We start from the raw sequence: 22,903 nt of genomic DNA, 5'->3' as shown, positions 1-22,903 counted from the left end.
CCGCCTTGCCGTTTCGCGGCTGCTTCCCGCCTGACTGAATGACTGCGGAGCCCCAATGCCAATCCAAGTTCTGATGCCCGCGCTGTCGCCGACCATGGAGAAGGGCAACCTGTCGAAATGGCTGAAGAAGGAAGGCGACAAAGTCAAAAGCGGTGATGTCATCGCCGAGATCGAGACCGACAAGGCGACGATGGAAGTCGAAGCCGCCGACGAAGGTACGCTCGGTAAGATCCTGATTCCCGAAGGTACTAACGACGTCGCGGTGAACACCCCGATCGCCACCATCCTGGGCGACGGCGAAAGCGCGGCCGATGCCGACAAGGCGTCCGACCCGACCGCACAGAGCAAGGCCTCGCAATCGGCGCCGCCGTCGGCGGAGCCTGAGGCCGCGCAGGCGAAGTCTGCACCGGCTCCCGCGCAGCACGCGCCCGAAGCGCCGACGGTGTCGGCGGCTGCTGATCCGGATATTCCCGCCGGCACCGAGATGGTGACGGTGACGATCCGCGAAGCGCTGCGCGACGCGATGGCCGAGGAGATGCGCCGCGATCCCGACGTGTTCGTGATGGGCGAAGAGGTTGCCGAGTATCAGGGCGCCTACAAGGTCACCCAGGGGCTGCTGCAGGAATTCGGCGACCGCCGCGTGATCGACACCCCGATCACCGAACACGGCTTCGCCGGCGTCGGCGTCGGCGCCGGCTTTGCCGGGCTGAAGCCGATCGTCGAGTTCATGACCTTCAACTTCGCCATGCAGGCGATCGACCAGATCATCAACTCGGCGGCGAAGACGCTGTACATGTCGGGCGGTCAGCTCGGCTGCTCGATCGTGTTCCGCGGTCCGAACGGCGCCGCCTCGCGCGTCGCCGCGCAGCACAGCCAGGACTACTCGGCCTGGTACGCGCAGATCCCGGGCCTCAAGGTGGTGGCGCCGTATTCGGCCGCCGACGCCAAGGGCCTGCTCAAGGCCGCGATCCGTGATCCCAATCCGGTGATCTTCCTCGAGCACGAGATGCTGTACGGGCAGCACGGCGAAGTGCCGAAGCTCGACGACTACGTGATCCCGATCGGCAAGGCGCGCATCGTCCGCGAGGGCAAGGACGTCACGCTGATCTCGTGGTCGCACGGCATGACCTACACGCTGAAGGCCGCCGACGAGCTGGCGAAGGATGGAATCTCCGCCGAAGTGATCGACCTGCGTACGCTGCGTCCGCTCGATACCGATACCATCATCGCCTCGGTGAAGAAGACCGGACGCGCGGTGACGATCGAAGAGGGCTGGCAGCAGAACGGCGTCGGCGCCGAACTCTCCGCCCGGATCATGGAGCATGCATTCGATTACTTGGATGCACCGGTGACTCGCGTGTCGGGCAAGGACGTGCCGATGCCGTACGCGGCCAATCTCGAAAAGTTGGCATTGCCCAGCGTCGCCGAGGTGGTCGAGGCCGCCAAAGCCGTCTGCTATCGGTGAGCCGTGCGATGGAGCTCTTCGCGAAAATCTCGGTTGTCGCGAGTTGTTTCCTTGCTCTTCTTTTGTCGTTTTCCCTTGGTCGGCGTCTTATCAAGACCAAAGGAGTTGTCGCGAAGTATTGGGTCGATTTCCTTTCTGCTGTGTTTGGGGCCGCATCGTTCATCACAGCAGTTTGGAGCGTAGTTGATCTTCTTCGGATTCAAAACGGAGCGTGGCTGCTCGACTATCCAGTGATAGGGGAGCCATCGTATCGAACTTTTCTCTTCCCGTTGCTTCTTGCCATAGGCCTAGGATTTTCTCTGGCAAAGAGATGGTCGGATGTGATTCAAGCAAGGAGCAGCTGATATGCTAATCGAGACGTGCCCGACATGCGATACCGCCAAAGCCGTCTGTTATCGGTGAGCCTATGACCGGACCCAAGCAACAGCCACTGCCGCCCGACGTCGAAGGCCGCGAAGACGCGATCGAAGTGTTACGCGCCTTCGTGCTCGACGGCGGTCTGTCGATCGCCTTCATGCGTGCGTTTGAAGATCCGGAGATGTGGGGGCTGTTGCTCGTCGACATCGCCCGCCACGCCGCGCGCTCCTATGCGCGCGAGAGCGAATACACGGAAGACGAAGCGCTCGAACGCATCGTCGAAATGTTCGAGGCCGAGCTGTCGCGCCCGACCGACACCGGCGCCACCACCGAACGGACGCAGTAAGGTTCTGTCCTCATGCCGATCAACATTCTGATGCCCGCGCTGTCGCCGACCATGGAGAAGGGCAACCTTGCGAAGTGGCTGAAGAAGGAGGGTGACAAGGTCAAGAGCGGCGACGTCATCGCCGAGATCGAGACCGACAAGGCGACGATGGAAGTCGAAGCGGCCGACGAGGGGACGCTCGCCAAGATCGTTGTGCCCGAAGGCACCCAGGACGTTCCCGTCAACGACGTGATCGCGGTGCTGGCTGCGGACGGCGAGGACGTCAAGGCAGCGGGGGCAGGCTGGAAGGCCAGTGCCGGCGGTGCCTCCTCTCCCCAGAGGGAAGAGGGAGCCGGCCCCGCGGGCGGCAAGGCCGAGGCCAATTCGCACGTACAGGACAAGGCTGACCAAAGGCCGACGCCACAGCCGCCTTCACCTCTCCCTAACGGGGACAGGTCGCCGCCGCAGGCGGCGGGTGAGGGGGCTCCAGCGCCGGCGAATGGCCGCGTGTTCGCTTCGCCCTTGGCGCGGCGGCTGGCGAAGGATGCCGGCATCGATATCGCCGGGGTCACCGGCACCGGCCCGCACGGCCGCGTCATCGCCCGCGACGTCGAGCAGGCCAAGTCTGGCGGTGGCCTCAAGGCGCCGGCTTCGGCGCCCGCCGGTCCTGCGATCGCAGCGGCGATGTCGGATCAGCAGATCCGCGCACTGTATCCGGAAGGCTCCTACGAAGTCGTGCCGCACGACGGCATGCGCCGGACCATTGCGCAAAGGTTGACGCAGTCGACCCAGACCATCCCGCATTTCTATCTGACGATCGACTGCAACCTCGACCGGCTGCTGGCCGCGCGCGAGGACATCAACGCCGCCGCGCCGAAGGACAAGGACGGCAAGCCGGCCTACAAGCTGTCGGTGAACGACTTCATCATCAAGGCGATGGCGATCGCCCTGCAGCGCATCCCCGACGCCAACGTATCATGGACCGAAGGCGGGATGCTCAAGCACAAGCATTCCGACATCGGTGTTGCGGTGGCGATGCCGGGCGGACTGATTACCCCGATCATCCGCAGCGCGGAGACGCAGTCGCTGTCGTCGATCTCAGCGCAGATGAAGGACTTCGCTGCCCGCGCACGGGCCCGCAAGCTGAAGCCCGAAGAGTACCAGGGCGGCACCACCGCGGTGTCCAATCTCGGGATGTTCGGCATCAAGGACTTCACCGCCGTGATCAACCCGCCGCACGCCACCATCCTGGCGGTCGGCACCGGCGAGCAGCGCCCGATCGCCCGGGACGGCAAGATCGAAATCGCCACCATGATGAGCGTGACGCTGAGCTGCGATCACCGCGCCGTCGATGGCGCGCTCGGCGCCGAACTGATCGGCGCCTTCAAAACGCTGATCGAAAATCCCGTGATGATGATGGTGTGAACGTCTAACCCTCTCCCCTTGTGGGAGAGGTGGTCGCCACCTGTGGCCGGGTGAAGGGAAGAAGAGCGAGTAGTTATGTCCGACACCTCCTTCGACGTCATCATCATCGGTTCCGGCCCCGGCGGCTATGTCGCGGCGATCCGGGCGGCGCAGCTCGGGTTCAAGACCGCGATTGTCGAGAAGTCGTATCTCGGCGGCATCTGCCTGAACTGGGGCTGCATCCCGACCAAGGCGCTGCTGCGCTCGGCGGAAATCTATCACTACATGCAGCACGCCAAGGATTACGGGCTGTCGGCGGACAACATCTCGTTCGATCCGAAGGCGATCGTGCAGCGCTCGCGCGGGGTGTCGAAGCGGCTGAACGACGGCGTCGGCTTCCTGATGAAGAAGAACAAGATCTCGATCATCTGGGGCCAGGCAACCATCGATGCGCCGGGCAAGCTGACGGTCGCTGCTTCCAAGACCGAGGCGCCGAAGGGCGCGCTGCCGCCGGGCAGCTATCAGGCCAAGCACATCATCGTCGCCACCGGGGCACGGCCGCGGGTGCTGCCGGGGCTCGAACCGGACAAGAAGCTGGTCTGGACCTATTTCGAAGCGATGGTGCCGGAAGTGATGCCGAAGTCGCTGCTGGTGGTCGGCTCGGGCGCGATCGGCATCGAGTTCGCCTCGTTCTTCCACACCATGGGCGCCAAGGTCACCGTAGTCGAGGTGCTGCCGCAGATCTTGCCCGTCGAGGACGCCGAGATCGCCGCGCTCGCCCGCAAGCGGTTCGAGAAGCAAGGCATCAAGATCCTGACCGGCGCCAAAGTCACCAAGCTCGACAAGAAGGCCGACAGCGTGGTTGCCACCATCGATCCCGGCAACGGCAAGCCGGAGACTGCGGAATTCGACCGTGTGATCTCGGCGGTCGGCGTGGTCGGCAATGTTGAAAATCTCGGCCTGGACAAGCTCGGGGTGAAGCTCGATCGCGGCACCATCGTCACCGACGGCCTCGGCCGCACCAACGTCCCCGGCCTCTATGCGATCGGCGACGTCGCGGGCCCGCCGATGCTGGCGCACAAGGCCGAGCACGAGGGGGTGATCTGTGTCGAGGCCATCAAGGGCCTGCATCCGCATCCGCTCGATAAGAGCCTGATCCCGGGCTGCACCTACTGCCAGCCGCAGGTCGCCTCCGTGGGCCTGACAGAGGCCAAGGCGAAGGAGCAGGGCCGGGAGATCCGGGTCGGCCGCTTCCCGTTCACCGCCAACGGCAAGGCGATTGCGCTCGGCGAGGACCAGGGCCTGGTCAAGGTGATCTTCGACAAGAAGACAGGGCAGCTCTTGGGTGCGCATATGATCGGCGCCGAAGTGACCGAGCTGATCCAGGGCTACGTGGTGGCGATGAACCTCGAGACCACCGAGGAAGAACTGCTGCACACCGTCTTCCCGCACCCGACGCTGTCGGAGATGATGAAGGAAGCCGTGCTCGACGCCTACGGCAAGGTGCTCAACGCCTGACCCGACCGGCGACTAAGTGCACCTGAAAAGGGTGTCCGCCAGGACACTCTTGTTGCTGTGTCGCAACAGTTCTGCATCATTTAACCGTCTTTGACGGTCGCTCTTGCACACGCCGCTTTTTGGCCACACCGGTCAATGAGATCATCTGACCTGAGCCGAGCGCAGGTCGATGGTCTTACCGGGAGGGTCCGGAAAGCCCGACAGCGAGGCGGCCGGAAAGACGAGTTCGCGAATGTTCGCCACGACGCCGATGAGGTCGATGCCGACGAGCCGCCAGATCACTGGCGGCGCCGCGAACCTGTCGGGAGCGGTTAGTGCGGGTCTGTTCGGCCTCGGCTCTCAACCTCACGTCTTCAAAAAGTCACTGTCTGCCGCGGATTTGCAGCGGGTCGGCCGTCATCTCGCCAAACAGCAGGGCGATGGTGAGGTTGCCCAGCTCCCGGCGACGATCTTGCGCAATCATGGCCACACAAGGTGCGATCACCTGACCGTCGAACAGCCGACGGCCGGTCGCGGCCGTGACAGAAATTTGACCGCCGCAGCGTTGGCAACCGACCCGTCCGAAACGGGTGTTGCCGCGACAGAGGAGAGGGCGGGAGCGTGTTGGATGGAAAGCCGGCCGGTCGTTGCGACCGCACCGGGGGTGACCCGCGAGATGTGCGATGCGGAATTTTAAGCGTAGCGTTTTTGCCGCGTTGCTGATCGGCGCAGGAGCGAGCGCCGTCCCGGCGGCTGCGTTCGAAGGCACCCCGGTTCGCCCGGAGGACACCGCGATCCCGGTCGCCACCAGCCAGCCGGCCACGGCGCCGGCGCTGAAGAAGGCGCTGCCGGCGGCGCCGTCGACCACCTCGCTCACAGCCTTGCAGTATGCCGCCGAGGGCGGCCACCCGATCGCGCAGTGGCGGCTCGGGAAAATGTATGCCGACGGCAACGGCGTCGACCAGGATGACCTGCGCGCCTTCGACTATTTCAGCAAGATCGCCAATGCCCACGCCGAGGACAGCCCGTCGGCGCCGCAGGCTGCGATCGTCGCCAACGCCTTTGTGGCGCTCGGCCGCTACTACCTCGACGGCATCCCGAATTCGAAGGTCAAGCGCGATCCGGAGCGGGCGCGCGAGATGTTCTCCTACGCCGCCTCGTATTTCGGCAATGCTGACGCGCAGTACGATCTGGCGCGGCTGTACATCGACGGCGTCGGCGTGCCGCGCGATTTCCGCTATGGCGCGCGCTGGCTTGGCCTCGCCGCCCAGAAGGGCCAGCATCAGGCCCAGGCCATGCTCGGCCAACTGCTGTTCAACGGCGAGAAACTGCCGCGCCAGGCCGCTCGCGGCCTGATGTGGCTGACGCTGGCCCGCGATGCCGCGACGCCGGAAGAGGCCTGGATCAAGGACAGCTACAACAAAGCCTTCTCCAAAGCGTCCGACGACGACCGGGTGATGGCGCTGCAGATGCTCGAGCACTGGGTCCAGGGCCGGCGGGACTGAGGTCGTCACCGGGCGGCGTTCCAGCACCGGCGATCCCATCTATCAGCGAGCACAACCTCATCCTGAGGTACCCGCCGCATAGCGGCGGGCCTCAAAGGATGGCTGCACGGATGGTCGCCGCCGCCTGCGCGGCCGCCGGTGCCCTTCGAGGGGGCTGCGCGCGCCAACTCAGGGTGACGCACTCAGTGCCTCAAAGAGCGCTTACGCCGCTTCGAGGTCGAGATCCGCCCACACCGGGACGTGGTCGGACGGCTTCTCCCAATTGCGCACATAGCTGTCGATGCCGACGTTCTGGAGCCGGTCGGCGGCCTGGGGCGACAGCAGCAGGTGGTCGATCCGTATCCCCCAGTTCTTCTGCCAGGCGCCGGCCTGGTAATCCCAGAAGGTGTATTGGCCGGGCGCGTCGGTGGTGGCGCGCAGGGCGTCGGTCAGGCCGAGGCCGAGCAGGGTCTGGAAACTCTCGCGGGTCTCCGGCCGGAATAGTGCGTCCTCGGTCCAGGCGGCCGGATTGTGGACGTCCTCAGCCTGCGGGATGACGTTGAAGTCGCCTGCCAGGATCAACGGCTCCTCGGTCTTCAGCCGCTGCTGGGCGTAGTCGCGCAGCCGCGCCATCCAGCTCAGCTTGTAGGGATACTTCTCGCTGCCGACCGGATTGCCGTTCGGCAGGTACAGGCAGGCGACGCGGACGACACCGTGCTTCAGCGACACGACGCCTTCGAGAAACCGGGCGTGCATGTCGCTCTCGTCACCGGCGAGACCCGGATTGGCTTCTTCGAGCGGGTATTTCGACAGCAGCGCCACGCCGTTGAAAGTCTTCTGGCCGTGGGTGACGACGTTGTAGCCGAGCGCCTCGATCGGCTCGCGCGGAAACGCCTCGTCGACGCATTTGATTTCCTGCAGGCAGACCACGTCGGGCCGGCAGTCCTGCAGCCAGCTGACCAGATGGTCCAGCCGCTGCCGGACCGAGTTGACGTTCCAAGTCGCAATCCGCATCGCGCCGTCCGTTGCCCGGGATGATTTGCGCCGCGGCAGATCGTGCCGTGCAGCGCTGTGATAGAGCAATCCGCGTCGGACGCAAATCTGGCGCGGCAATCGTGTAAGTCGCCGCGCCAACGTCCACGGCAGCGCGATGAACCGAGAGCGGAGCGGCGGGCATGTCGAGTCGCGGAGCACGGATGGTCGAAGCCATGCAGCTCAGGGGCATGACCAAGCAGCATGCCCTGGCGTTCGCGATGGGCGTCAATGAAAGCACGGTGACGCGCTGGAAGAACAACGGCCCGATCTCGGTCGATCACGCGGTGCTGCTGTGCAGCGTTCTCGACATCTCGCTGGACTGGTTTCTGACCGGCCGTGGCCGGATCGACGGCCACACCACCCTCCCGGCGCGTGCGGAGCCGGCTGATTCGCGACTCGTCAGCTGCATCCGCGGGGCCGAGATGCGGATGTCGGAGCGCTCCAAGACGCTCCTGATCGCCTTCATCAGCTCGTTGTTTCCCGAGGTCTCAGAGCTCTGAACGGCCGAAGTTGCCACCCGCGCAAGTTGAGCGGCTGCATCTTGCTCGCAATGCAATCAGAAGTTGCATTCCGGAGTGGTTGCCTGCGTTACGGTTATGCAACCCTTGGTTGTAAATATTCCGAGGGTTCAACCACACCCCGTAGCCCGCCAGGAGACCACCATGGCCACCAAGATCACCATCAACGTCACGAACAACAGCACTTCGACCCAGAATTTCTTCTTCTTCCAGCAGCCGGCCGTCTATTCCGGCGGCCCCAAGGTCTACACCAACAGCCTCTACAGTCAGACGCTGCTGCCGTATGCGACCTCGGGGTCGGTGCTGAGCTTCACGATGATCCTGCAGTACTATGCTGGCGTTCAGCAGCAGGTGGACCCGCCGCAGATCGGGCAGCCGTCCGGCCAGCTCGGCGCGATTCAGCCGATCGAGCTCACGCCTGCGTCGGGCGGTACGCCCACCAAGAACACCACCAACATGACGGTTGATCCGTCGCTGGGCTTGTCCGTACCGGTCTCGACGGATGGCCCGCAGGCCGGCTCGTTCCGGATCGTGACGCCGGTGTACGATCCGGTGCTGATGAATTACAGCGCGGGCTCGGCGGTGCAGTCGCTGACGGGGGCCATCACGCTGTCGAACTTCGTCACCGCTCAACCCAACACCAATCTGGACTGCCAACCGATCATTAAGTTCTACGTTCAGACCGGCACCTACACCGCCGGAACGGTGATGAATTTCACCTCGTCGTCGGTGGGGGCGGCGCTTTGCGACGCCACCCCCGGCTTCACCACGTTCAACGTCAGCTACAACCCCAACGGCACCTGGACGGTGAAGAACATGGCGTTGTCTCAGCTCGCCAACGGCAGCCGCGGTCTGCTCGAGAAGTCATCCTTCACGACCGAGCTGAATGCGGCGGCCCAGATTGCCGAGATTCTCAACGAGGCAGGTACGGCAGTTGTGTCCACGGGCCTGGCGGCGAACTTCTTGCGCCCCGTCACCGTGACTAACCTCACTGCGCCGGGTGTCATCATTCGGAATCGCGACTACCAGGTCGGGCCGGTCGGTGGCCGGTATCAGGGTTTGACCTGTACTGACGTCGCGGGAAATACCGCGGTTTTCGACTAAGAGCGAGCTAACCTCTTGGTCGGGTAAAGCACCCGAACCGGCGGTCCTGCTAAGTAACGGCCGGAGGCCATGCTGCCTCCGGCCATTCGCGTTGACAGAAGACCAGGGAAGCGACGCGACAGCCATGGCGACGACGATCACCATCAATCTTAAGAACGACAGCAGCACCTCGCAGGATTTCTGCTTCTTCCAGCAGCCGGCGCAATATTCCAGCAGCGGTCCAGTCTACGTCAGCAGCCTGTGCGGTCAGCCTCTGTTGCCGTACGCCACGTCCGGCGCGGTGATCAGTTTCATGTTCACGCCGAAATCCTACGCCGGCGTTCAGCAGCAGATTGCTCCGCCAAAGCCGGGTCAACCGGTCGGGCAGGCAGGTGCTCTCCGCGCGATCGAGCTGACGCCGGCGCAAGGCGCGCCGATCAACAACACCACGACGATGTCGGTGTCGCCGTCGCTCGGCTTGTCGATGCCGACGTCGACGGATGACGTGCCGGTCGGCGCATTCCGGATCGTCACGGCGGTGTTCGACCCGACATTGACCAACTATAACGCCGGCGTTGCGATGGAGTCGCTCGCCGGAGGGATCCTGCTGTCCAATTTCGTGACGGCTTCGCCGAACGCCCGGCTGGACTGCACCCCGTCGCTGAAGTTCTACGTCCAGACCGGTAAGTACGTCGCAGGCACGGTATTGAGCTTCGCGTCCCTGTCGCCGACCGCTGCACTGTGCGATGCGGCGGCTGGCTACACGGCGTTCGGTGTTAGCTACAACACCGATGGCACCTGGACGGTCAAGAACATGGTGGCTGGACTCCTGAAGGACGGCAAGCCGGGGCTGATCGTGAAGTCGGAATTCACCACGTCCTGACGAACTCGCCGCACGAAAACGCTCCGCTATCCCGGCAGTCCCCGTAGCACCAGCGCGAGGCAGACGATCACCATGATCGACGGCAGCGCCCAGCGGCAGTGCGAGCGAAGGCCGATGGCGAGGACGTGATAGCGCGAGGCCGGATCGCTGCGCGGCTTCCATAGCAGCGCGTCGATCAGCACCACCACGACGAGATAGAAATAGCCGAGCGAGATGATCTTCGCGATCGGCGTGTTCAGCGAGATCGAGCCGGGAAAACTCGCCTCGTAGGTGAAGCTGATCGCCGCCAGCGCCAGCAGGGCGGAGAACACCAGGCTGCCGTGATCCTTTGGTGCGGTGCCGGGGATCCACAGCACGAATAGCGACACCGCCAGGGTCGAGACGATCGGGATGAACAGCCGCAGCAGATAGCGCTCCGACAGCCGCTCGATGCCGATCGTCGCGTTCAGCCGCGAATAGGCGCGCGCGTTCCAGCCTGCGGCTTCGTCGTAGAAGAAGGTGAGGTCGAGCGGCCGCCAGTCGATCACCGATAGTTTCGGTTCGATCCGCGAGAACAGCCGGTCGGTCTCGGTGGTCACCAGCATCGCGTCCTGCTTGGCGTAGCGCGGCAGCGAGAACGACAGCGACAGCCGCTGGCGGTCGAACGGGAACGCCGCCATGTCGACGCCAACCCGGAAATCGGCCTCGTAGCGTTCGACCAACACGACACTGCCGTCCGAATAGACCGAGACGGCATCGGCCTTGGCGCGCGGCTCGCCGAGCTGATTGTCGATCGCCAGACCCGGCGTCCAGATGCCCGCGATGTACTGCCGTGCTTCGGCGCCGACGCGGTCGATCCGCGAGGTGCCGGCGTCGAGCGGATCGAACCGCCGGCGCGGATCGGTCCAGCGCTGGGTGACTTCAATGTACAGCCGCGCGCGGCCGATTACTTCGCGGATTTCGGTGATGTCGAGCACGCGCAGGCCGATGCGGACTTTGACCGGCAGCTCGACGCCTTCGGGCAGCCCTTCCGGCGGGGAGCTTGCGGCGGACGCGGGCGCGCCGCACAGCGCAATGAAAACGATCATCAAAGCCGCCAGTAGTGACCTCATGCCTGCGCCTCGTCGCGCGGCTTCAGCATTCGGGCCAACACCGAGAAGGCGACGAAGGCGAGCACGATGCCGATCAGCGCCGCCGCGATCAGCTCGATCCGGGTCTGCTGCAATGCTGCGCCGTGCGACGCGAAGCTCTTCACGGCCGCGATGTTACCGATCATCCGGCCGGAGAAATCGATCAGCGGCTGCACCAGGATCGCACCGGTCTCGCCGCCGATCCGATACGGGCTGATCTCGCGGGTGCGGGCGAGGCGGATGGCGCCGTCGCGCAACAGGCCGGTGAACAGCGGGGTGTCGGTCGAGGCGAGCGCGATCAGGTCGCCGAACTGCTCGCCCTTGTCGCCGGGCCCGCGCGGCGGCAATTCGGCGAGCGATTGGCTCAGCACCACCGCGATGTCGGCATTGGTCAGGGTCTTCACCTGTTCGAGGATCGGCTCGAGATTGAGGCCGGCCTCGACGGTGCCGACGAAGCGGTCGCCGTCGTTGATCACCGCGATGCCGCGCACGAAGGTGCCGGCGACGCCGATCTCGAGGCCGACTTGCGAGCGCCGCGTCTTGTTGGCAGCGAGCACCATCTGGCGAAACTTCGTCAGGTCGTCGCCGAACTTATCCGGCAGATGCAGCCGCAACAGATAGGTCATGTCGGCGGCGTGAAAGCCGAACACCGGCACGCCCTGGCTCTTCAGATACGCATAGGGCGCCGCAGTAAGCTCCGTCAGCGCGGCACGGTCCCCGGCGGCGAGAGCGCGCGCCACGGCGCGCTGCCGCGCCGTGGTCTCCGCCTGGGTCAGCGCGAACCGCCCGGCTTCGTCCAGCGCGGCGGTGATCGCCTGACTGACCGCCGCCATCTGGTGATCGCGGTCGCGCGCGATCACGTCGTTTTGCATCGAGAAGGTGAGGGCGAGCATCGCGCCGAAGCTCAGCGCCAGCACCAGCGCGGTGATCAGGCCGGCATGGACGCTGGAGACGCGCAGAGGCGGACGGGGAACGCTGTGAGGCACCGACATCGAGGTTTCCGGGGGCTGGTGACCCATCCTCGACATGGCCGCGCAGCGCGCGGGGCATCGCGCGCTGCCGAAGGTCGGTTCGGAGGGTTCTTCGGCTGCGCCTTAGCGGAACAGGGAACCGGAACCAAGAGCAGAAGGTACGGCAGGCGACGTTTGTCTTGATCTGGCGTCTCAAATCCAACGGCTGCGCGTGCCGAAGAGGCGCCGCAACCGAGCCTTTGTTCAGATCGAGAAGCTGGTGCCGCAGCCGCAGGAGGCGGTCGCGTTCGGGTTGTTGACCCGGAACGAGGCGCCGATCAGGTCGTCGACGAAGTCGACTTCCGAGCCGGCGAGGAACGGCACCGAGGCGGAATCGACCAGCACCACCGCGCCTTCCTTGGCGATCACCAGATCGTCGTCGGTCTTGGTGCGGTCGACGTCGAATTTGTACTGGAAGCCGGAGCAACCGCCGCCTTCGACGCTGATCCGCAGCATCGCGCCTTGGCCTTCGCCCTTGAGGATTTCGCCGATCCGGCGCGCCGCGCGTTCGCTGATGGTGACGCTCGATTCCGTCATCTCGCCGCTCCGTGTCCTCGGGCAGGGCCCGTCATTGGATTTCTTTGCCAACAATAGTTAAGTGCGCCGCACCGCAGAATCAAACGCTGAAGGACGAGTCGCGCGCGTGTCGGTCGGAATGGCAGCTCCCCGTGCAGCCTTTGGCTGCGATCCGGACCACAGCCGCGGCCGGCAATTCCATGAGCCGCCGAGCCGGACCCGCAGCGCGTTTCGCCGGGATTGCGACCGCGTCATCCATTCCAACGCGTTTCGCCGCCTGAAGCACAAGACCCAGGTCTTCGTGTTTCACGAGGGCGATCACTACCGCACCCGGCTGACCCACAGTCTGGAAGTGGCGCAGATCGCCCGTGCGCTGGCCCGCCAGCTCGGGCTCGACGAAGACCTCACCGAGACGCTGGCGCTGGCCCACGATCTCGGCCATCCGCCGTTCGGCCACGCCGGCGAGCGGGCGCTCGATGCCTGCCTGAAAGATGCCGGCGGCTTCGACCACAATGCGCAGACGCTGCGGGTGCTGACGGCACTCGAACACCGTTATCCCGAATTCGACGGCCTCAACCTGACCTGGGAGACGCTGGAAGGCGTGGTCAAGCACAACGGCCCGCTGACCGACCGCACCGGTGCGCCGCTGCCGCGCTATGCCGAGCACGGCGTGCCGCGCGGCATCACCGAGTTCAATCAGCGCTTCGATCTGCAGCTTTGGAGCTTCGCCTCGCTCGAGGCCCAGGTGGCGGCGATTGCGGACGACATCGCCTACGACGCCCACGACATTGACGACGGCCTGCGTGCCGGTCTGTTTCGGATCAACGATCTGATCGAGGTGCCGCTGGTGGCGCGGATCATCGCCGCGATCGACCGGCGCTATCCGGGGCTCGACGACGGCCGGCGCGGCGCTGAGCTGGTGCGCGAGCTGATATCGCACTTCATCGGCGCGGTCGCGGCCGAAGCGGAGCGCCGGATCGCCGAGACGAAGCCGGCCTCCGCCAATGACGTCCGCCGCGCCGAGCAGGCGCTGGTGGCTTTTCCGGCCGAGACAGCCAAGGCCGAAGCCGAGATCAAGGCCTTCCTGTGGACCCGGATGTACCGCGCCGAGCGGGTCATGAAGGTGATGCGCGACGCCGAAGCGATCGTTGCCGACCTGTTTCGCCGCTACTGCGATCATCCGTCGGACCTGCCGCCGGACTGGCTGCCGGCCAACGGCCCGGTGGCCGAGTGCGAAGCCGATCGGCTGCTGCGGATTCGCAATTTCATCGCCGGCATGACCGACCGCTATGCGCTCGCCGAACATCAGCGGCTTTTTGACTCGACCCCGGATTTGCGTTAGGCGGCGCCCGGACCGGCCTGAAACGGCCGCTCCCATTTTCCCTTTTCAGATATGGCCGAGCTCCCGATGTCCACGCATCTTTTCGCCCGTCTCCTGTCGCGCGTACACGCGGTGTGCGCGGCGTTGATCGAAGAGGGCGCGCTGCCCGCCGGGATCGACCTCTCGCGCATCGTGGTCGAGCCGCCGAAGGACGCCTCCCACGGCGACATGGCGACCAATGCCGCGATGGTGCTGGCCAAGGACGCCAAGGCCAAGCCGCGCGATCTCGCCGACAAGATCGCCGACAAGCTGCGCGCCGAGGAGCTGATCGACCAAGTCGCGATCGCCGGGCCCGGCTTCATCAACCTGACGCTGAAGCCGGCGGTGTGGGCGGAGGCGCTACGCGCCGTGCTCGACGCTGGCGCCGGCTACGGCCGCAGCACCGTTGGCGGTGGTGAGAAGGTCAACGTCGAATACGTCTCGGCCAATCCGACCGGGCCGATGCATGTCGGTCACTGCCGCGGCGCGGTGTTCGGCGATGCGCTGGCCAATCTGCTCGACACCGCCGGCTACGACGTGACCCGCGAGTACTACATCAACGACGCTGGCGCCCAGGTCGATGTGCTGGCGCGCTCGGCGTTCCTGCGCTACCGCGAGGCGCTGGGCGAGACGATCGGTGAGATTCCGGAAGGGCTATATCCGGGCGACTACCTCAAGCCGGTCGGCGAGGCGTTGAAGGCCGAGCACGGCGCGGCGCTCAAGGACATGCCGGAAGCGCAGTGGCTGCCGACCGTCCGCGCGACCGCGATTGCGATGATGATGGAAGCGATCAAGGGCGACTTGGCCGCGCTGAACATCACCCACGAGGTGTTCTTCTCGGAGCGCTCGCTGATCGAGGGCGGCCGCAACCGGGTCGCCGAAACCATCGAATTCCTGCGCGCCAAGGGTGATGTGTATCAGGGCCGTCTGCCGCCGCCGAAGGGTGCGCCGGTGGAGGACTATGAGGATCGCGAACAGACGCTGTTCCGCGCCACCGCCTATGGCGACGACGTCGATCGGCCGCTGCTGAAGTCGGACGGCTCCTACACCTACTTCGCGTCCGACATCGCCTATCACAAGGTCAAGTTCGACGCCGGCTTCGCCAACATGGTCGACGTCTGGGGCGCCGATCACGGCGGCTACATCAAGCGGATGCAGGCGGCGATCCAGGCTGTGACGGCCGGCAAGGGCGCGCTCGACGTCAAGATCGTCCAGCTCGTCCGGCTGCTGCGCAACGGCGAGCCGGTGAAGATGTCGAAGCGGGCAGGTGACTTCGTCACGTTGCGTGAAGTGGTGGATGAGGTCGGTTCCGACGCCGTCCGCTTCATGATGCTGTTCCGCAAGAACGACGCGGTGCTCGATTTCGATCTCGCCAAGGTGATCGAGCAGTCGAAAGACAATCCGGTGTTCTACGTCCAATACGGCCACGCGCGCGGCCACTCGATCTTCCGCAACGCGCGCGAGGTCGTTCCGGATCTGCCTGAGGATTCGAAGGCGCGGGCTGCGATGCTGCGGCAGGCGCCGCTGGAGCGTCTGAACGATCCGGCCGAGCTCGAACTATTGAAGCGACTTGCGCTCTATCCGCGTATCGTCGAAGCCGCCGCTCAGGCCCACGAGCCGCACAGAATCGCGTTTTATCTCAATGAGCTCGCGAGCGAATTTCATGCGCTTTGGACGCATGGTCGCGATTTGCCTCATTTACGCTTCATTATCAATAATGATGCAGAGATAACCAGGGCGCGCTTGGCGATGGTCCAAGGCGTCGTCTCGGTTTTGGCCTCGGGGCTCGCCATTCTCGGCGTCACTGCGCCGGACGAGATGCGATAGGGGATCGGCCGTCAGATGGGGATCTGGAGCGGCTTGTGAGAGCGGCCGTGTCGTCTGCGAAGGCGCCTTGGGCAGCTTTCCCGAATGGGACGCGACATCACGATGACGGATCGATATCAGAGCCGACCTTTTCCGCTGGACGATGACGACAGCCGGGCATCGTCCCGCTATCCGCAGAAGCCGGAAAACGATCCGCTCGCCGAACTCGCGCGCCTGATCGGTCAGACCGATCCTTTCGGCCAGGCTGCTCCGCGTGCCGAGCCGGCGCCGCCGGTTGCGCCGCAGACGCGTTCCACCGATTTCCGCGCCAGCCGTCCGGTGCCGCCGCAGGCGGAAGACGAGTCGTCGCCGCCGATGCCGTCATGGATGCAGCATCGCCAGACCGCGCGCGCGCCTGAGCCGCAGCGCACCCAGGAGCCGACCTTCGCACCGGAGCCGGATTTCAGCAGGCCGCCGTCATTTATCAATGCTGCTCCGCCGCGTCGCGCCGAGGCTCCGAGCTTCGAGCGCGCGCCGGCGATCCAGCCGCCGATCGATCCGAGCCCGCTGCAGATGCGGCCGCTCGAACAGCCTGCGATGGATCTGCGCTCGCTCGATCCGCGCTTCGACCCGGCACCGCCGGAGCAGCGTCAGCTCGATCTGCCGCAGCCCGATCACGTGCACTACGAACCGCCATTCGAGCCGCTTCCCGCGACGTCGCTGGAGCCCGATCGCTACGACGAGGCGCTGTACGGTCAGCTTCCGGCTGATCCCGCGCCGGTCGGTGGCTATCAGGAGTCGCCGTACGGATACGAAGACGGCTATGACGATCAGGCCGATCAACGCGCACTGAAGCCGCGCCGCAATACGATGCTGACGGTGGTGGGGATCCTCGCGCTTGCGGTGGTCGGCACTGGTGGCGCGCTGGCGTATCGCACCTTCGCCGGCACCACGCGCACCGGCGAGCCTCCGGTGATCAAGGCCGATACCAGCCCGACCAAGGTTCCGGGCCCGTCGAACGACAACGCCGGCAAGCCGATCCAGGATCGGCTCGCTTCCAGCAATGGCGTCGAAGCGCTGGTGTCGCGGGAGGAGCAGCCCGCCGCCGATCCGTCGCGGATGCCCGGTTCGGGCCCGCGGGTTGTGCTGCCGCAGCTCAACCAGAACCCCAATCCGCCGCCGGTCGCGAGCGTCGCGCCGGGCGCCAAGCCGAACCTGCCGCCGCCGCCGAACAACGGTACGCTGGCGGGCGATGAGCCGCGCAAGATCAAGACCTACAGCATCCGCCCGGATCAGGCGGATGCGGCGGCTCAGCCAGCCGGTGCGGCCCGTGCCGCGGCGCCCGCCGCCCGGACGCCCGGACGCGGCGTCGCCGATGCCAACGCGTCTGCCGGCAACGCGCCGCTGTCGCTGTCGCCGAATTCGGCCGAGACCCCGGCTCCGCGGCCGCAGCGCGTCGCCTCGGCGCCGCCGTCCGAGCCCGCCGCCACCTCCGGCGGCTACGTCGTCCAGGTGTCGTCGCAGCGCAACGAGGCCGATGCCAAGGCGTCGTACCGCAGCCTGCAGAGCAAGTTCCCGTCTGTGCTTGGATCGCAGCCGCCGCTGATCAAGCGGGTCGATCTCGGCAGCAAGGGCACCTACTACCGCGCGATGGTCGGACCGTTCTCGTCCGCCGAGCAGGCCCAGCAGGTCTGCGGCAACCTAAAAAGTGCCGGCGGACAGTGCGTCGTCCAGAGGAATTAACGGCGGTTTCCTTGACCCTGGAGGCACGCGCGGGCTAAGCGGCCATGTATGGCACCGCGCGCTTTCATCACCGGTATTGCCGGTCTTAGCCTCAGCGACGATGAGCGCGGATTTCTCCGCGAATCTCGTCCCTGGGGCTTCATTCTGTTCAAGCGCAATGTCGACAACCCGGCGCAAGTCAAGGCGCTGGTTGACGAATTGCGTGGAACTGTCGGTTCCCCGGACGCGCCGGTCCTGATCGATCAGGAGGGCGGCCGGGTGCAGCGGCTCGGACCGCCGCATTGGCCGGTGTATCCGCCGGGCGCGGTGTTCTCCACGCTCTACGACATCGATCCCGAGGCCGGGTTGACCGCCGCGCGGCTGAGCGCCCGTCTGATTGCGGACGATCTTGCAGCGTTCGGCATCACCGTCGACTGCCTGCCGCTGGCCGACGTGCCGATCGCCGGGGCCGATGCGGTGATCGGCGACCGCGCCTACGGCACCAGCCCGGACAAGGTCGCGGCGATCGCCCGGGCTGTTACCGAAGGCCTGGCGCAGGGCGGCGTGCTGCCAGTGCTCAAGCACATTCCCGGTCATGGCCGCGCCACCGCCGACAGCCATCATCTCCTGCCGACCGTCGAGACCTCGCGCGAGGAACTCGACCGCACCGACTTCGCCGCGTTCCGGCCGCTCGCGGATCTGCCGATGGCGATGACTGCACATGTTGTGTTTAGCGCGCTCGATGCCGCCCAACCCGCGACCACTTCTGCGACAATCATCGACCAGGTGATTCGCGACTCGATCGGGTTCCAAGGATTGCTGATGAGCGACGACGTCTCGATGAACGCGCTGGCCGGCAGCATTGCCGAGCGCACCCGCGCGATCGTCGCGGCGGGGTGCGACGTCGTCCTGCATTGCAACGGCAAGCTCGACGAGATGCGCGAGGTGGTGGCCGAGACTCCGGAGCTTCAGGGCAGGGCGTTGACACGCGCCGAGGCGGCGCTGGCCGCCCGCCATGCCCCACAGCCGTTCGACCGCGCTGCGGCGCGGGCCGAACTCGACGCATTGATCGGCCGCGCAAGGGTGGGCGCATGACCGCTGAGATTCTGCAATTCGAAACTGGCCGGCCTGTCGAGCAGCAGGCCGACCAGGACGAAGCGCTCGTGATCGACGTCGAGGGTTATGAAGGCCCGCTCGACCTGCTGCTCACGCTGGCGCGGCAGCAGAAGGTCGACCTGCACAAGATCTCGATCCTGGCGCTGGCCGATCAGTATCTGCTGTTCATCGAAGAAGCGCGGAAGATCCGGCTTGAACTCGCCGCCGACTATCTGGTGATGGCGGCGTGGCTCGCCTTCCTGAAGTCGCGCCTGCTGTTGCCGGAGCCGCCGGCCCAGGAAGGCCCGAGTGCCGAGGACATGGCGAACGCGCTGGCCAACCGGCTGCGCCGCCTCGAAGCGATCCGCGAAGCCGCCAACCGGCTGATGACCCGCGCCCAGCTCAATCGCGACATCTTCCCGCGCGGTCAGGTCGAAGAGATCGCCGAGATCAAGCATCCGAAATTCACGGCGACGCTGTACGACCTGCTCAGTGCCTACGCGTCGCAGCGTCAGTCGCGCGTGCTCACGACCGTGCATCTCGCCAAGCGCACGGTGTGGTCGCTGAGCGAAGCGCGCGCGTCGCTGGAGCGCCTGGTCGGGCTCGCCGAGGATTGGAGCCGGCTCGACGAATATCTGCTGCGCTACATGCCCGATCCGACGCAGCGCGCCACCGTGCTGGCGTCGAGCTTCGCCGCCGCGCTCGAGCTGGTGCGCGAAGGTGAAGTCGAGCTGCATCAGTCGGGCCCCTTGGCGCCTTTGTATTTTCGTAAGCGTCCGCCGTCTCCAGCGATGGAAGCGGCAGCCTTACCGGATACTCCGGTCGGGTAGTGGAAGAAGGAGACCGAGCCATGGCAAGTCTGGCGGAGAAGCGCATCGTGGAGTTCGAACAGCCGGTCGAACATCTCGCTGATGACAGCGCCGAACAGCAGCCGCAGTCCCGGCCCGAGGAGCTGCGCCTGCTCGAAGCCCTGCTGTTCGCGTCCCCCGAGCCGCTCGATCAGGCTGCGCTCGCCAAGCGCATGCCGGAAGGCGTGGACGTCAAGGTCGCGCTGAAGCAATTGCAAGAGGACTACGCCAGCCGTGGCGTGAATCTCGTCCGCATTGCCAACAAGTGGACGTTCCGCACCGCCGGCGATCTCGCCTGGCTGATGACGCGCGAGTCCACCGAGACTCGGAAGCTGTCGCGCGCCGCGATCGAGATGCTGGCGATCATCGCCTATCACCAGCCGATCACCCGTGTTGAGATCGAAGAGATCCGCGGCGTGGCGACCTCGAAGGGTACGCTCGACGTGCTGCTGGAGACCGGCTGGATCAAGCCGCGTGGCCGTCGCAAGACGCCGGGCCGGCCGCTGACCTTCGGCACCACCGAAGCGTTCCTGTCGCAGTTCAGCCTGGAGTCGCTCACCGACCTGCCGGGTCTCGAAGAACTCAAGGGCACCGGCCTGCTCGACACCCGCCTGCCGACCGGCTTCAGCGTGCCGACGCCGTCGGACGATCCGGCGCTGCGCGAAGACGAGGACCCGCTCGAGCCCGGCGATCTCGATCTGTCGCTGGCGCCGCAGCCCGAGCTGGATCTGGAGGGCGACGCCGCGGCCGTCGACGAAGCTGGCGTGTCCGAAACCGCCGAGGCCACGGGAGCCGCGGAGACCGGCGAGGCCGAGCTTGGCGTGGCCGAAGCCGCCGCGCAGGACGGGGCCGCGCCCGAGGTTGGTTTCGCCGAGACTTCGGAGGACGACGCGGAGGAGGCCGAGACCGGCTTTGCCGAGACGTCCGACGACGAGGCCGAGGACGAAACCGGTTTCGCCGAGACCGAGGATGCCGATGAGGCTGGCGAGATCGAAGACGCTGCCGAGGTTGGTGAGGTTGGCGATCGCGAGCTGGAAGCCGAAGAGGCTGACGACGACGATTTCGATACCGAGGACGACGTCAGCATCGAGATCGAGACCGTCGAAGTGGAACTGGTTGCGTCGGATGATCAGGACGAGGACGTCGTCGCCGAGGCGGACGAGGTCGCGTCTGACGATGTCGAAGCCGGCGATGACGAGACCGGCCACACCGACGCTCCGGAACTCGATACCGCTGAGCCGGAGGGCTCCGAAGAGGACGCCGAGCACGACGCCCACGGCGAGGATGATCAGCAACAGTAAGTCAGCGCGACGCTTGGCAAGGAACTGGATCGGGCGCGATCAACTCGCCGTTGCGACAGCTTAAATCCTTGTTTCGGGCCGCTCTTTCACCTAGCTTCGCAAGTGAATAGGGCTGGCGCGCCGGTCGAGTTTCGGGAGAAGGCAGGATGGGTTCACTCAGTATCTGGCACTGGATCGTCGTTATCGCGGTCGTCCTGCTGCTGTTCGGTCGTGGCAAGATTTCGGACCTGATGGGCGACGTCGCCCAGGGCATCAAGTCCTTCAAGAAGGGCTTGCAGGACGATGAAAAGACGGCCGAAAAGTCCGAGCCGGTGAAGTCGATCGACCACACCTCGACGCCCGGCGCGACCAACCGCACCGACGTCGGCAGCAAGGCGGTCTGAGGCGCAGTCGCCCCGCACGCACCTGATCCGTCTTCGAGCCCGTGCAGCATCGCCTGCCGGGCCGCTTGATCCGGCGACGGCACGCGCCGCCGGATGACCAGAGGGTGAGCGCACCGCGGGGACGGCGGGGCGCGCCCGGAAGCGTCCCGGCAAATGCGCGGGCGCATTGAGGCATAGTCGGCACGTTTCATGTTCGACATCGGGTGGAGTGAACTGATGGTGATCGGGGTGGTCGCGCTGATCGCGATCGGCCCCAAGGAACTGCCGGGCGTGCTGCGCACGGTCGGGCAGTGGATGGGCAAGGCGCGGCGGCTCGCCACCGAATTCCAGGGGCAGTTCCAGGAAGCGATGCGCGAGGCCGAGATGGCCGACCTCAAGAAGTCGTTCGACGAGGTCAAGGAAGCCACCAGCGGGCTGTCCACCAACAACATGCTCACCAAGCTGTCGAGCGAAGTCACCGACGCCATCGCGCTCGACAAGGCCACCAACATCGATACCCCGCCGACCGAGCCGACAACGCCAGCGCAGCCGACCGCCGAGACCTTCGTCGAGGCGACCCAGCACGATGCGGCGGCGTCTGAGCCGCTGGCGATCGTGCGCGAAGCCCAGGATACCGAACCGCCGCATTTGCCGGTCGTGGCTGAAACGCACGCGCTCGCCACGCCTGATGCCGCGCCTCCGGATCTGGCGCATCCCGAACCGACCAAGGACGCCAAAGCGTCATGAGTGCCGAGGATATCGAGGCCTCCAAGGCGCCGCTGATGGACCACCTGATCGAGCTGCGGTCGCGGCTGATCAAGGCGCTGCTCGGCTTCGGCATCGCGTTCATCTTCTGCTTCTTCTTCGCCAAACAGATCTACAACGTGCTGGTGTGGCCGTTCGTCTGGGTCGCAGGGCCGGAGAACTCCAAGTTCATCTACACCGCGCTGCTCGAATACTTCCTCACCCAGCTCAAGCTGGCGATGTTCGGCGCCGGCTTCATCTCGTTCCCGATCATCGCCACCCAGATCTACAAATTCGTCGCGCCGGGCTTGTACAAGCACGAGCGCAACGCCTTCGTGCCGTACCTGATCGCCACCCCGGGCTTCTTCCTGCTCGGCTCGCTGGTGGTGTACTTCCTGGTGCTGCCGATGCTGGTGCGGTTCTCGCTCGGCATGCAGCAGATGGGCGGTGCCGAGACCGCGCAGATCCAGCTCCTGCCCAAGGTCGGCGAGTATCTGTCGCTGATGATGTCGCTGATCTTCGCGTTCGGCCTGGCATTTCAGCTGCCGGTGATCCTGACGCTGCTCGGCCGGATCGGCGTGCTGACCGCCAAGCAGCTCAAGGAGAAGCGCCGCTACTTCATCGTCGGCGCATTCATCATCGCCGCGGTTCTGACCCCTCCCGACGTGATCAGCCAGGCCTCGCTCGCGATCCCGCTGCTGCTGCTGTACGAGGGCTCGATCATCGCGGTGTCGATGGTGGAGAAGAAGCGCGCTGCGGCAGACGCTAGCGCCAACGCCAGCACCGACTCCTCGACACCGTCGGCGTAGGGCAGGCTATTTTTCTCCCCTGAAGGCCGGACCGGCGTTGGCTGTGCCGACGCCGCAGATCCGCTTTGCTCGATCGGACTTCGCCTGGAGGCGAAGTCGGCGCAAGTCTCGGTGGTAACGAAGGCTGGATTGCGCCGCCTTCCGAATCGACCCCAGGCTGTCGGCCTTTG

Annotated in this window: 22 protein-coding genes; 18 read left to right on the top strand and 4 right to left on the bottom strand. The window is 65.6% G+C overall.

All coding sequences use genetic code 11. From position 1 onward, the window contains the following. Positions 1-55: 55 nt before the first annotated feature. The 6 genes from HZF03_RS14455 (at position 56) to HZF03_RS14430 (ending at position 6,553) form a co-directional block, all read left to right on the top strand. Positions 56-1,465, top strand: coding sequence for a pyruvate dehydrogenase complex E1 component subunit beta (locus HZF03_RS14455; protein ID WP_119017174.1), 1,410 nt, complete (start codon positions 56-58; stop codon positions 1,463-1,465). A 406-nt stretch (positions 1,466-1,871) separates the two neighbouring features. Then, the gene (locus tag HZF03_RS14450; protein ID WP_011158414.1) at positions 1,872-2,168 is read left to right on the top strand and encodes a DUF5076 domain-containing protein; all 297 of its coding nucleotides are present in this window, start codon (positions 1,872-1,874) and stop codon (positions 2,166-2,168) included. A gap of 12 nt (positions 2,169-2,180) precedes the next feature. Beyond that, positions 2,181-3,572, top strand: coding sequence for a pyruvate dehydrogenase complex dihydrolipoamide acetyltransferase (locus tag HZF03_RS14445; RefSeq protein WP_119017175.1), 1,392 nt, complete (start codon positions 2,181-2,183; stop codon positions 3,570-3,572). Between the two features lie 75 nt (positions 3,573-3,647). Continuing rightward, on the top strand, positions 3,648-5,069 hold the full coding sequence (lpdA, locus tag HZF03_RS14440; protein WP_119017176.1) for a dihydrolipoyl dehydrogenase: 1,422 nt from the start codon (positions 3,648-3,650) through the stop codon (positions 5,067-5,069). A 232-nt stretch (positions 5,070-5,301) separates the two neighbouring features. Next, complete coding sequence (locus HZF03_RS14435) at positions 5,302-5,745, top strand: hypothetical protein (RefSeq protein WP_165858086.1); 444 nt, start codon at positions 5,302-5,304, stop codon at positions 5,743-5,745. Continuing rightward, a complete protein-coding gene (locus HZF03_RS14430) occupies positions 5,732-6,553 on the top strand; it encodes a tetratricopeptide repeat protein (RefSeq protein ID WP_011158411.1) in 822 nt (273 codons plus the stop codon). The genes HZF03_RS14435 and HZF03_RS14430 overlap by 14 nt, the downstream gene beginning before the upstream one ends. A 201-nt stretch (positions 6,554-6,754) precedes the next feature. Here the strand turns inward: HZF03_RS14430 and xth are convergent, their stop codons facing one another. After that, positions 6,755-7,546, bottom strand: a complete 792-nt coding sequence (gene xth, locus HZF03_RS14425; RefSeq protein WP_119017209.1) for an exodeoxyribonuclease III — start codon at positions 7,544-7,546, stop codon at positions 6,755-6,757. A gap of 161 nt (positions 7,547-7,707) precedes the next feature. On the opposite strand from xth, the gene HZF03_RS14420 reads away from it, so the two are divergent. The 3 genes from HZF03_RS14420 to HZF03_RS14410 all read left to right on the top strand — a co-directional run bounded on the left by HZF03_RS14420 (position 7,708) and on the right by HZF03_RS14410 (position 10,051). Further along, positions 7,708-8,067, top strand: a complete 360-nt coding sequence (locus tag HZF03_RS14420) for a helix-turn-helix domain-containing protein (RefSeq protein WP_165858087.1) — start codon at positions 7,708-7,710, stop codon at positions 8,065-8,067. 162 nt (positions 8,068-8,229) lie between these two features. After that, positions 8,230-9,189 carry a hypothetical protein gene (locus tag HZF03_RS14415; RefSeq protein WP_119017178.1) on the top strand — a complete coding sequence of 320 codons (960 nt, stop codon included), beginning with the start codon at positions 8,230-8,232 and terminating at the stop codon, positions 9,187-9,189. Positions 9,190-9,313: 124 nt separating this feature from the next. Continuing rightward, on the top strand, positions 9,314-10,051 hold the full coding sequence (locus HZF03_RS14410) for a hypothetical protein (RefSeq protein ID WP_119017179.1): 738 nt from the start codon (positions 9,314-9,316) through the stop codon (positions 10,049-10,051). 26 nt (positions 10,052-10,077) lie between these two features. Here HZF03_RS14410 and HZF03_RS14405 read toward each other — a convergent pair whose 3' ends face one another. The 3 genes from HZF03_RS14405 to erpA form a co-directional block, all read right to left on the bottom strand. Continuing rightward, complete coding sequence (locus tag HZF03_RS14405) at positions 10,078-11,142, bottom strand: ligand-gated ion channel (protein WP_119017180.1); 1,065 nt, start codon at positions 11,140-11,142, stop codon at positions 10,078-10,080. Further along, on the bottom strand, positions 11,139-12,152 hold the full coding sequence (locus HZF03_RS14400; protein ID WP_119017181.1) for a cache domain-containing protein: 1,014 nt from the start codon (positions 12,150-12,152) through the stop codon (positions 11,139-11,141). The genes HZF03_RS14405 and HZF03_RS14400 overlap by 4 nt, the downstream gene beginning before the upstream one ends. Before the next feature lie 222 nt (positions 12,153-12,374). After that, positions 12,375-12,707: an iron-sulfur cluster insertion protein ErpA gene (gene erpA, locus HZF03_RS14395; protein ID WP_011158405.1), complete on the bottom strand. Its 333-nt coding sequence runs from the start codon at positions 12,705-12,707 to the stop codon at positions 12,375-12,377. A gap of 106 nt (positions 12,708-12,813) precedes the next feature. Here erpA and HZF03_RS14390 point away from each other — a divergent pair, with 106 nt between their 5' ends. From HZF03_RS14390 to tatC, 9 genes are all read left to right on the top strand, one after another. After that, positions 12,814-14,028, top strand: a complete 1,215-nt coding sequence (locus HZF03_RS14390) for a deoxyguanosinetriphosphate triphosphohydrolase (RefSeq protein WP_119017182.1) — start codon at positions 12,814-12,816, stop codon at positions 14,026-14,028. A gap of 51 nt (positions 14,029-14,079) precedes the next feature. Then, positions 14,080-15,873, top strand: coding sequence for an arginine--tRNA ligase (argS, locus tag HZF03_RS14385; RefSeq protein WP_119017183.1), 1,794 nt, complete (start codon positions 14,080-14,082; stop codon positions 15,871-15,873). A 102-nt stretch (positions 15,874-15,975) separates the two neighbouring features. Then, positions 15,976-17,595, top strand: coding sequence for an SPOR domain-containing protein (locus tag HZF03_RS14380; RefSeq protein ID WP_119017210.1), 1,620 nt, complete (start codon positions 15,976-15,978; stop codon positions 17,593-17,595). Between the two features lie 48 nt (positions 17,596-17,643). Beyond that, positions 17,644-18,669 carry a beta-N-acetylhexosaminidase gene (nagZ, locus tag HZF03_RS14375; protein WP_119017184.1) on the top strand — a complete coding sequence of 342 codons (1,026 nt, stop codon included), beginning with the start codon at positions 17,644-17,646 and terminating at the stop codon, positions 18,667-18,669. After that, positions 18,666-19,499, top strand: coding sequence for a segregation and condensation protein A (locus HZF03_RS14370; RefSeq protein ID WP_011158400.1), 834 nt, complete (start codon positions 18,666-18,668; stop codon positions 19,497-19,499). Before nagZ ends, HZF03_RS14370 begins: the two co-directional genes overlap by 4 nt. A 20-nt stretch (positions 19,500-19,519) precedes the next feature. Continuing rightward, positions 19,520-20,818: an SMC-Scp complex subunit ScpB gene (scpB, locus tag HZF03_RS14365; RefSeq protein WP_119017185.1), complete on the top strand. Its 1,299-nt coding sequence runs from the start codon at positions 19,520-19,522 to the stop codon at positions 20,816-20,818. Between the two features lie 146 nt (positions 20,819-20,964). Continuing rightward, positions 20,965-21,201 (top strand): twin-arginine translocase TatA/TatE family subunit, encoded by a 237-nt coding sequence (locus tag HZF03_RS14360; RefSeq protein WP_011158398.1) that lies wholly within the window; start codon positions 20,965-20,967, stop codon positions 21,199-21,201. 189 nt (positions 21,202-21,390) lie between these two features. Continuing rightward, positions 21,391-21,927: a Sec-independent protein translocase protein TatB gene (gene tatB, locus HZF03_RS14355; protein ID WP_119017186.1), complete on the top strand. Its 537-nt coding sequence runs from the start codon at positions 21,391-21,393 to the stop codon at positions 21,925-21,927. Then, positions 21,924-22,733, top strand: a complete 810-nt coding sequence (gene tatC, locus HZF03_RS14350; protein WP_119017187.1) for a twin-arginine translocase subunit TatC — start codon at positions 21,924-21,926, stop codon at positions 22,731-22,733. Before tatB ends, tatC begins: the two co-directional genes overlap by 4 nt. Positions 22,734-22,903 lie beyond the last annotated feature (170 nt).

The sequence above is a fragment of the Rhodopseudomonas palustris genome, from assembly GCF_013415845.1.
Lineage (GTDB): Bacteria > Pseudomonadota > Alphaproteobacteria > Rhizobiales > Xanthobacteraceae > Rhodopseudomonas > Rhodopseudomonas palustris_F.
The sequence above is the reverse complement of the archived record's forward strand: the minus strand, read 5'-3'. Positions and strand labels throughout refer to the sequence as shown.

Coding starts and splice junctions, on each gene's coding strand:
- HZF03_RS14420 (WP_165858087.1), top strand. CDS start 7,708: ATGTCGAGTCGCGGAGCACGGATGGTCGAAGCCATGCAGCTCAGGGGC.
- HZF03_RS14415 (WP_119017178.1), top strand. CDS start 8,230: ATGGCCACCAAGATCACCATCAACGTCACGAACAACAGCACTTCGACC.
- lpdA (WP_119017176.1), top strand. CDS start 3,648: ATGTCCGACACCTCCTTCGACGTCATCATCATCGGTTCCGGCCCCGGC.
- HZF03_RS14445 (WP_119017175.1), top strand. CDS start 2,181: ATGCCGATCAACATTCTGATGCCCGCGCTGTCGCCGACCATGGAGAAG.
- HZF03_RS14370 (WP_011158400.1), top strand. CDS start 18,666: ATGACCGCTGAGATTCTGCAATTCGAAACTGGCCGGCCTGTCGAGCAG.
- tatC (WP_119017187.1), top strand. CDS start 21,924: ATGAGTGCCGAGGATATCGAGGCCTCCAAGGCGCCGCTGATGGACCAC.
- HZF03_RS14405 (WP_119017180.1), bottom strand. CDS start 11,142: ATGAGGTCACTACTGGCGGCTTTGATGATCGTTTTCATTGCGCTGTGC.
- argS (WP_119017183.1), top strand. CDS start 14,080: ATGGCCGAGCTCCCGATGTCCACGCATCTTTTCGCCCGTCTCCTGTCG.
- HZF03_RS14450 (WP_011158414.1), top strand. CDS start 1,872: ATGACCGGACCCAAGCAACAGCCACTGCCGCCCGACGTCGAAGGCCGC.
- HZF03_RS14400 (WP_119017181.1), bottom strand. CDS start 12,152: ATGTCGGTGCCTCACAGCGTTCCCCGTCCGCCTCTGCGCGTCTCCAGC.
- erpA (WP_011158405.1), bottom strand. CDS start 12,707: ATGACGGAATCGAGCGTCACCATCAGCGAACGCGCGGCGCGCCGGATC.
- HZF03_RS14435 (WP_165858086.1), top strand. CDS start 5,302: ATGTTCGCCACGACGCCGATGAGGTCGATGCCGACGAGCCGCCAGATC.
- xth (WP_119017209.1), bottom strand. CDS start 7,546: ATGCGGATTGCGACTTGGAACGTCAACTCGGTCCGGCAGCGGCTGGAC.
- HZF03_RS14410 (WP_119017179.1), top strand. CDS start 9,314: ATGGCGACGACGATCACCATCAATCTTAAGAACGACAGCAGCACCTCG.
- HZF03_RS14455 (WP_119017174.1), top strand. CDS start 56: ATGCCAATCCAAGTTCTGATGCCCGCGCTGTCGCCGACCATGGAGAAG.
- nagZ (WP_119017184.1), top strand. CDS start 17,644: ATGGCACCGCGCGCTTTCATCACCGGTATTGCCGGTCTTAGCCTCAGC.
- HZF03_RS14380 (WP_119017210.1), top strand. CDS start 15,976: ATGACGGATCGATATCAGAGCCGACCTTTTCCGCTGGACGATGACGAC.
- HZF03_RS14360 (WP_011158398.1), top strand. CDS start 20,965: ATGGGTTCACTCAGTATCTGGCACTGGATCGTCGTTATCGCGGTCGTC.
- scpB (WP_119017185.1), top strand. CDS start 19,520: ATGGCAAGTCTGGCGGAGAAGCGCATCGTGGAGTTCGAACAGCCGGTC.
- HZF03_RS14430 (WP_011158411.1), top strand. CDS start 5,732: ATGCGGAATTTTAAGCGTAGCGTTTTTGCCGCGTTGCTGATCGGCGCA.
- tatB (WP_119017186.1), top strand. CDS start 21,391: ATGTTCGACATCGGGTGGAGTGAACTGATGGTGATCGGGGTGGTCGCG.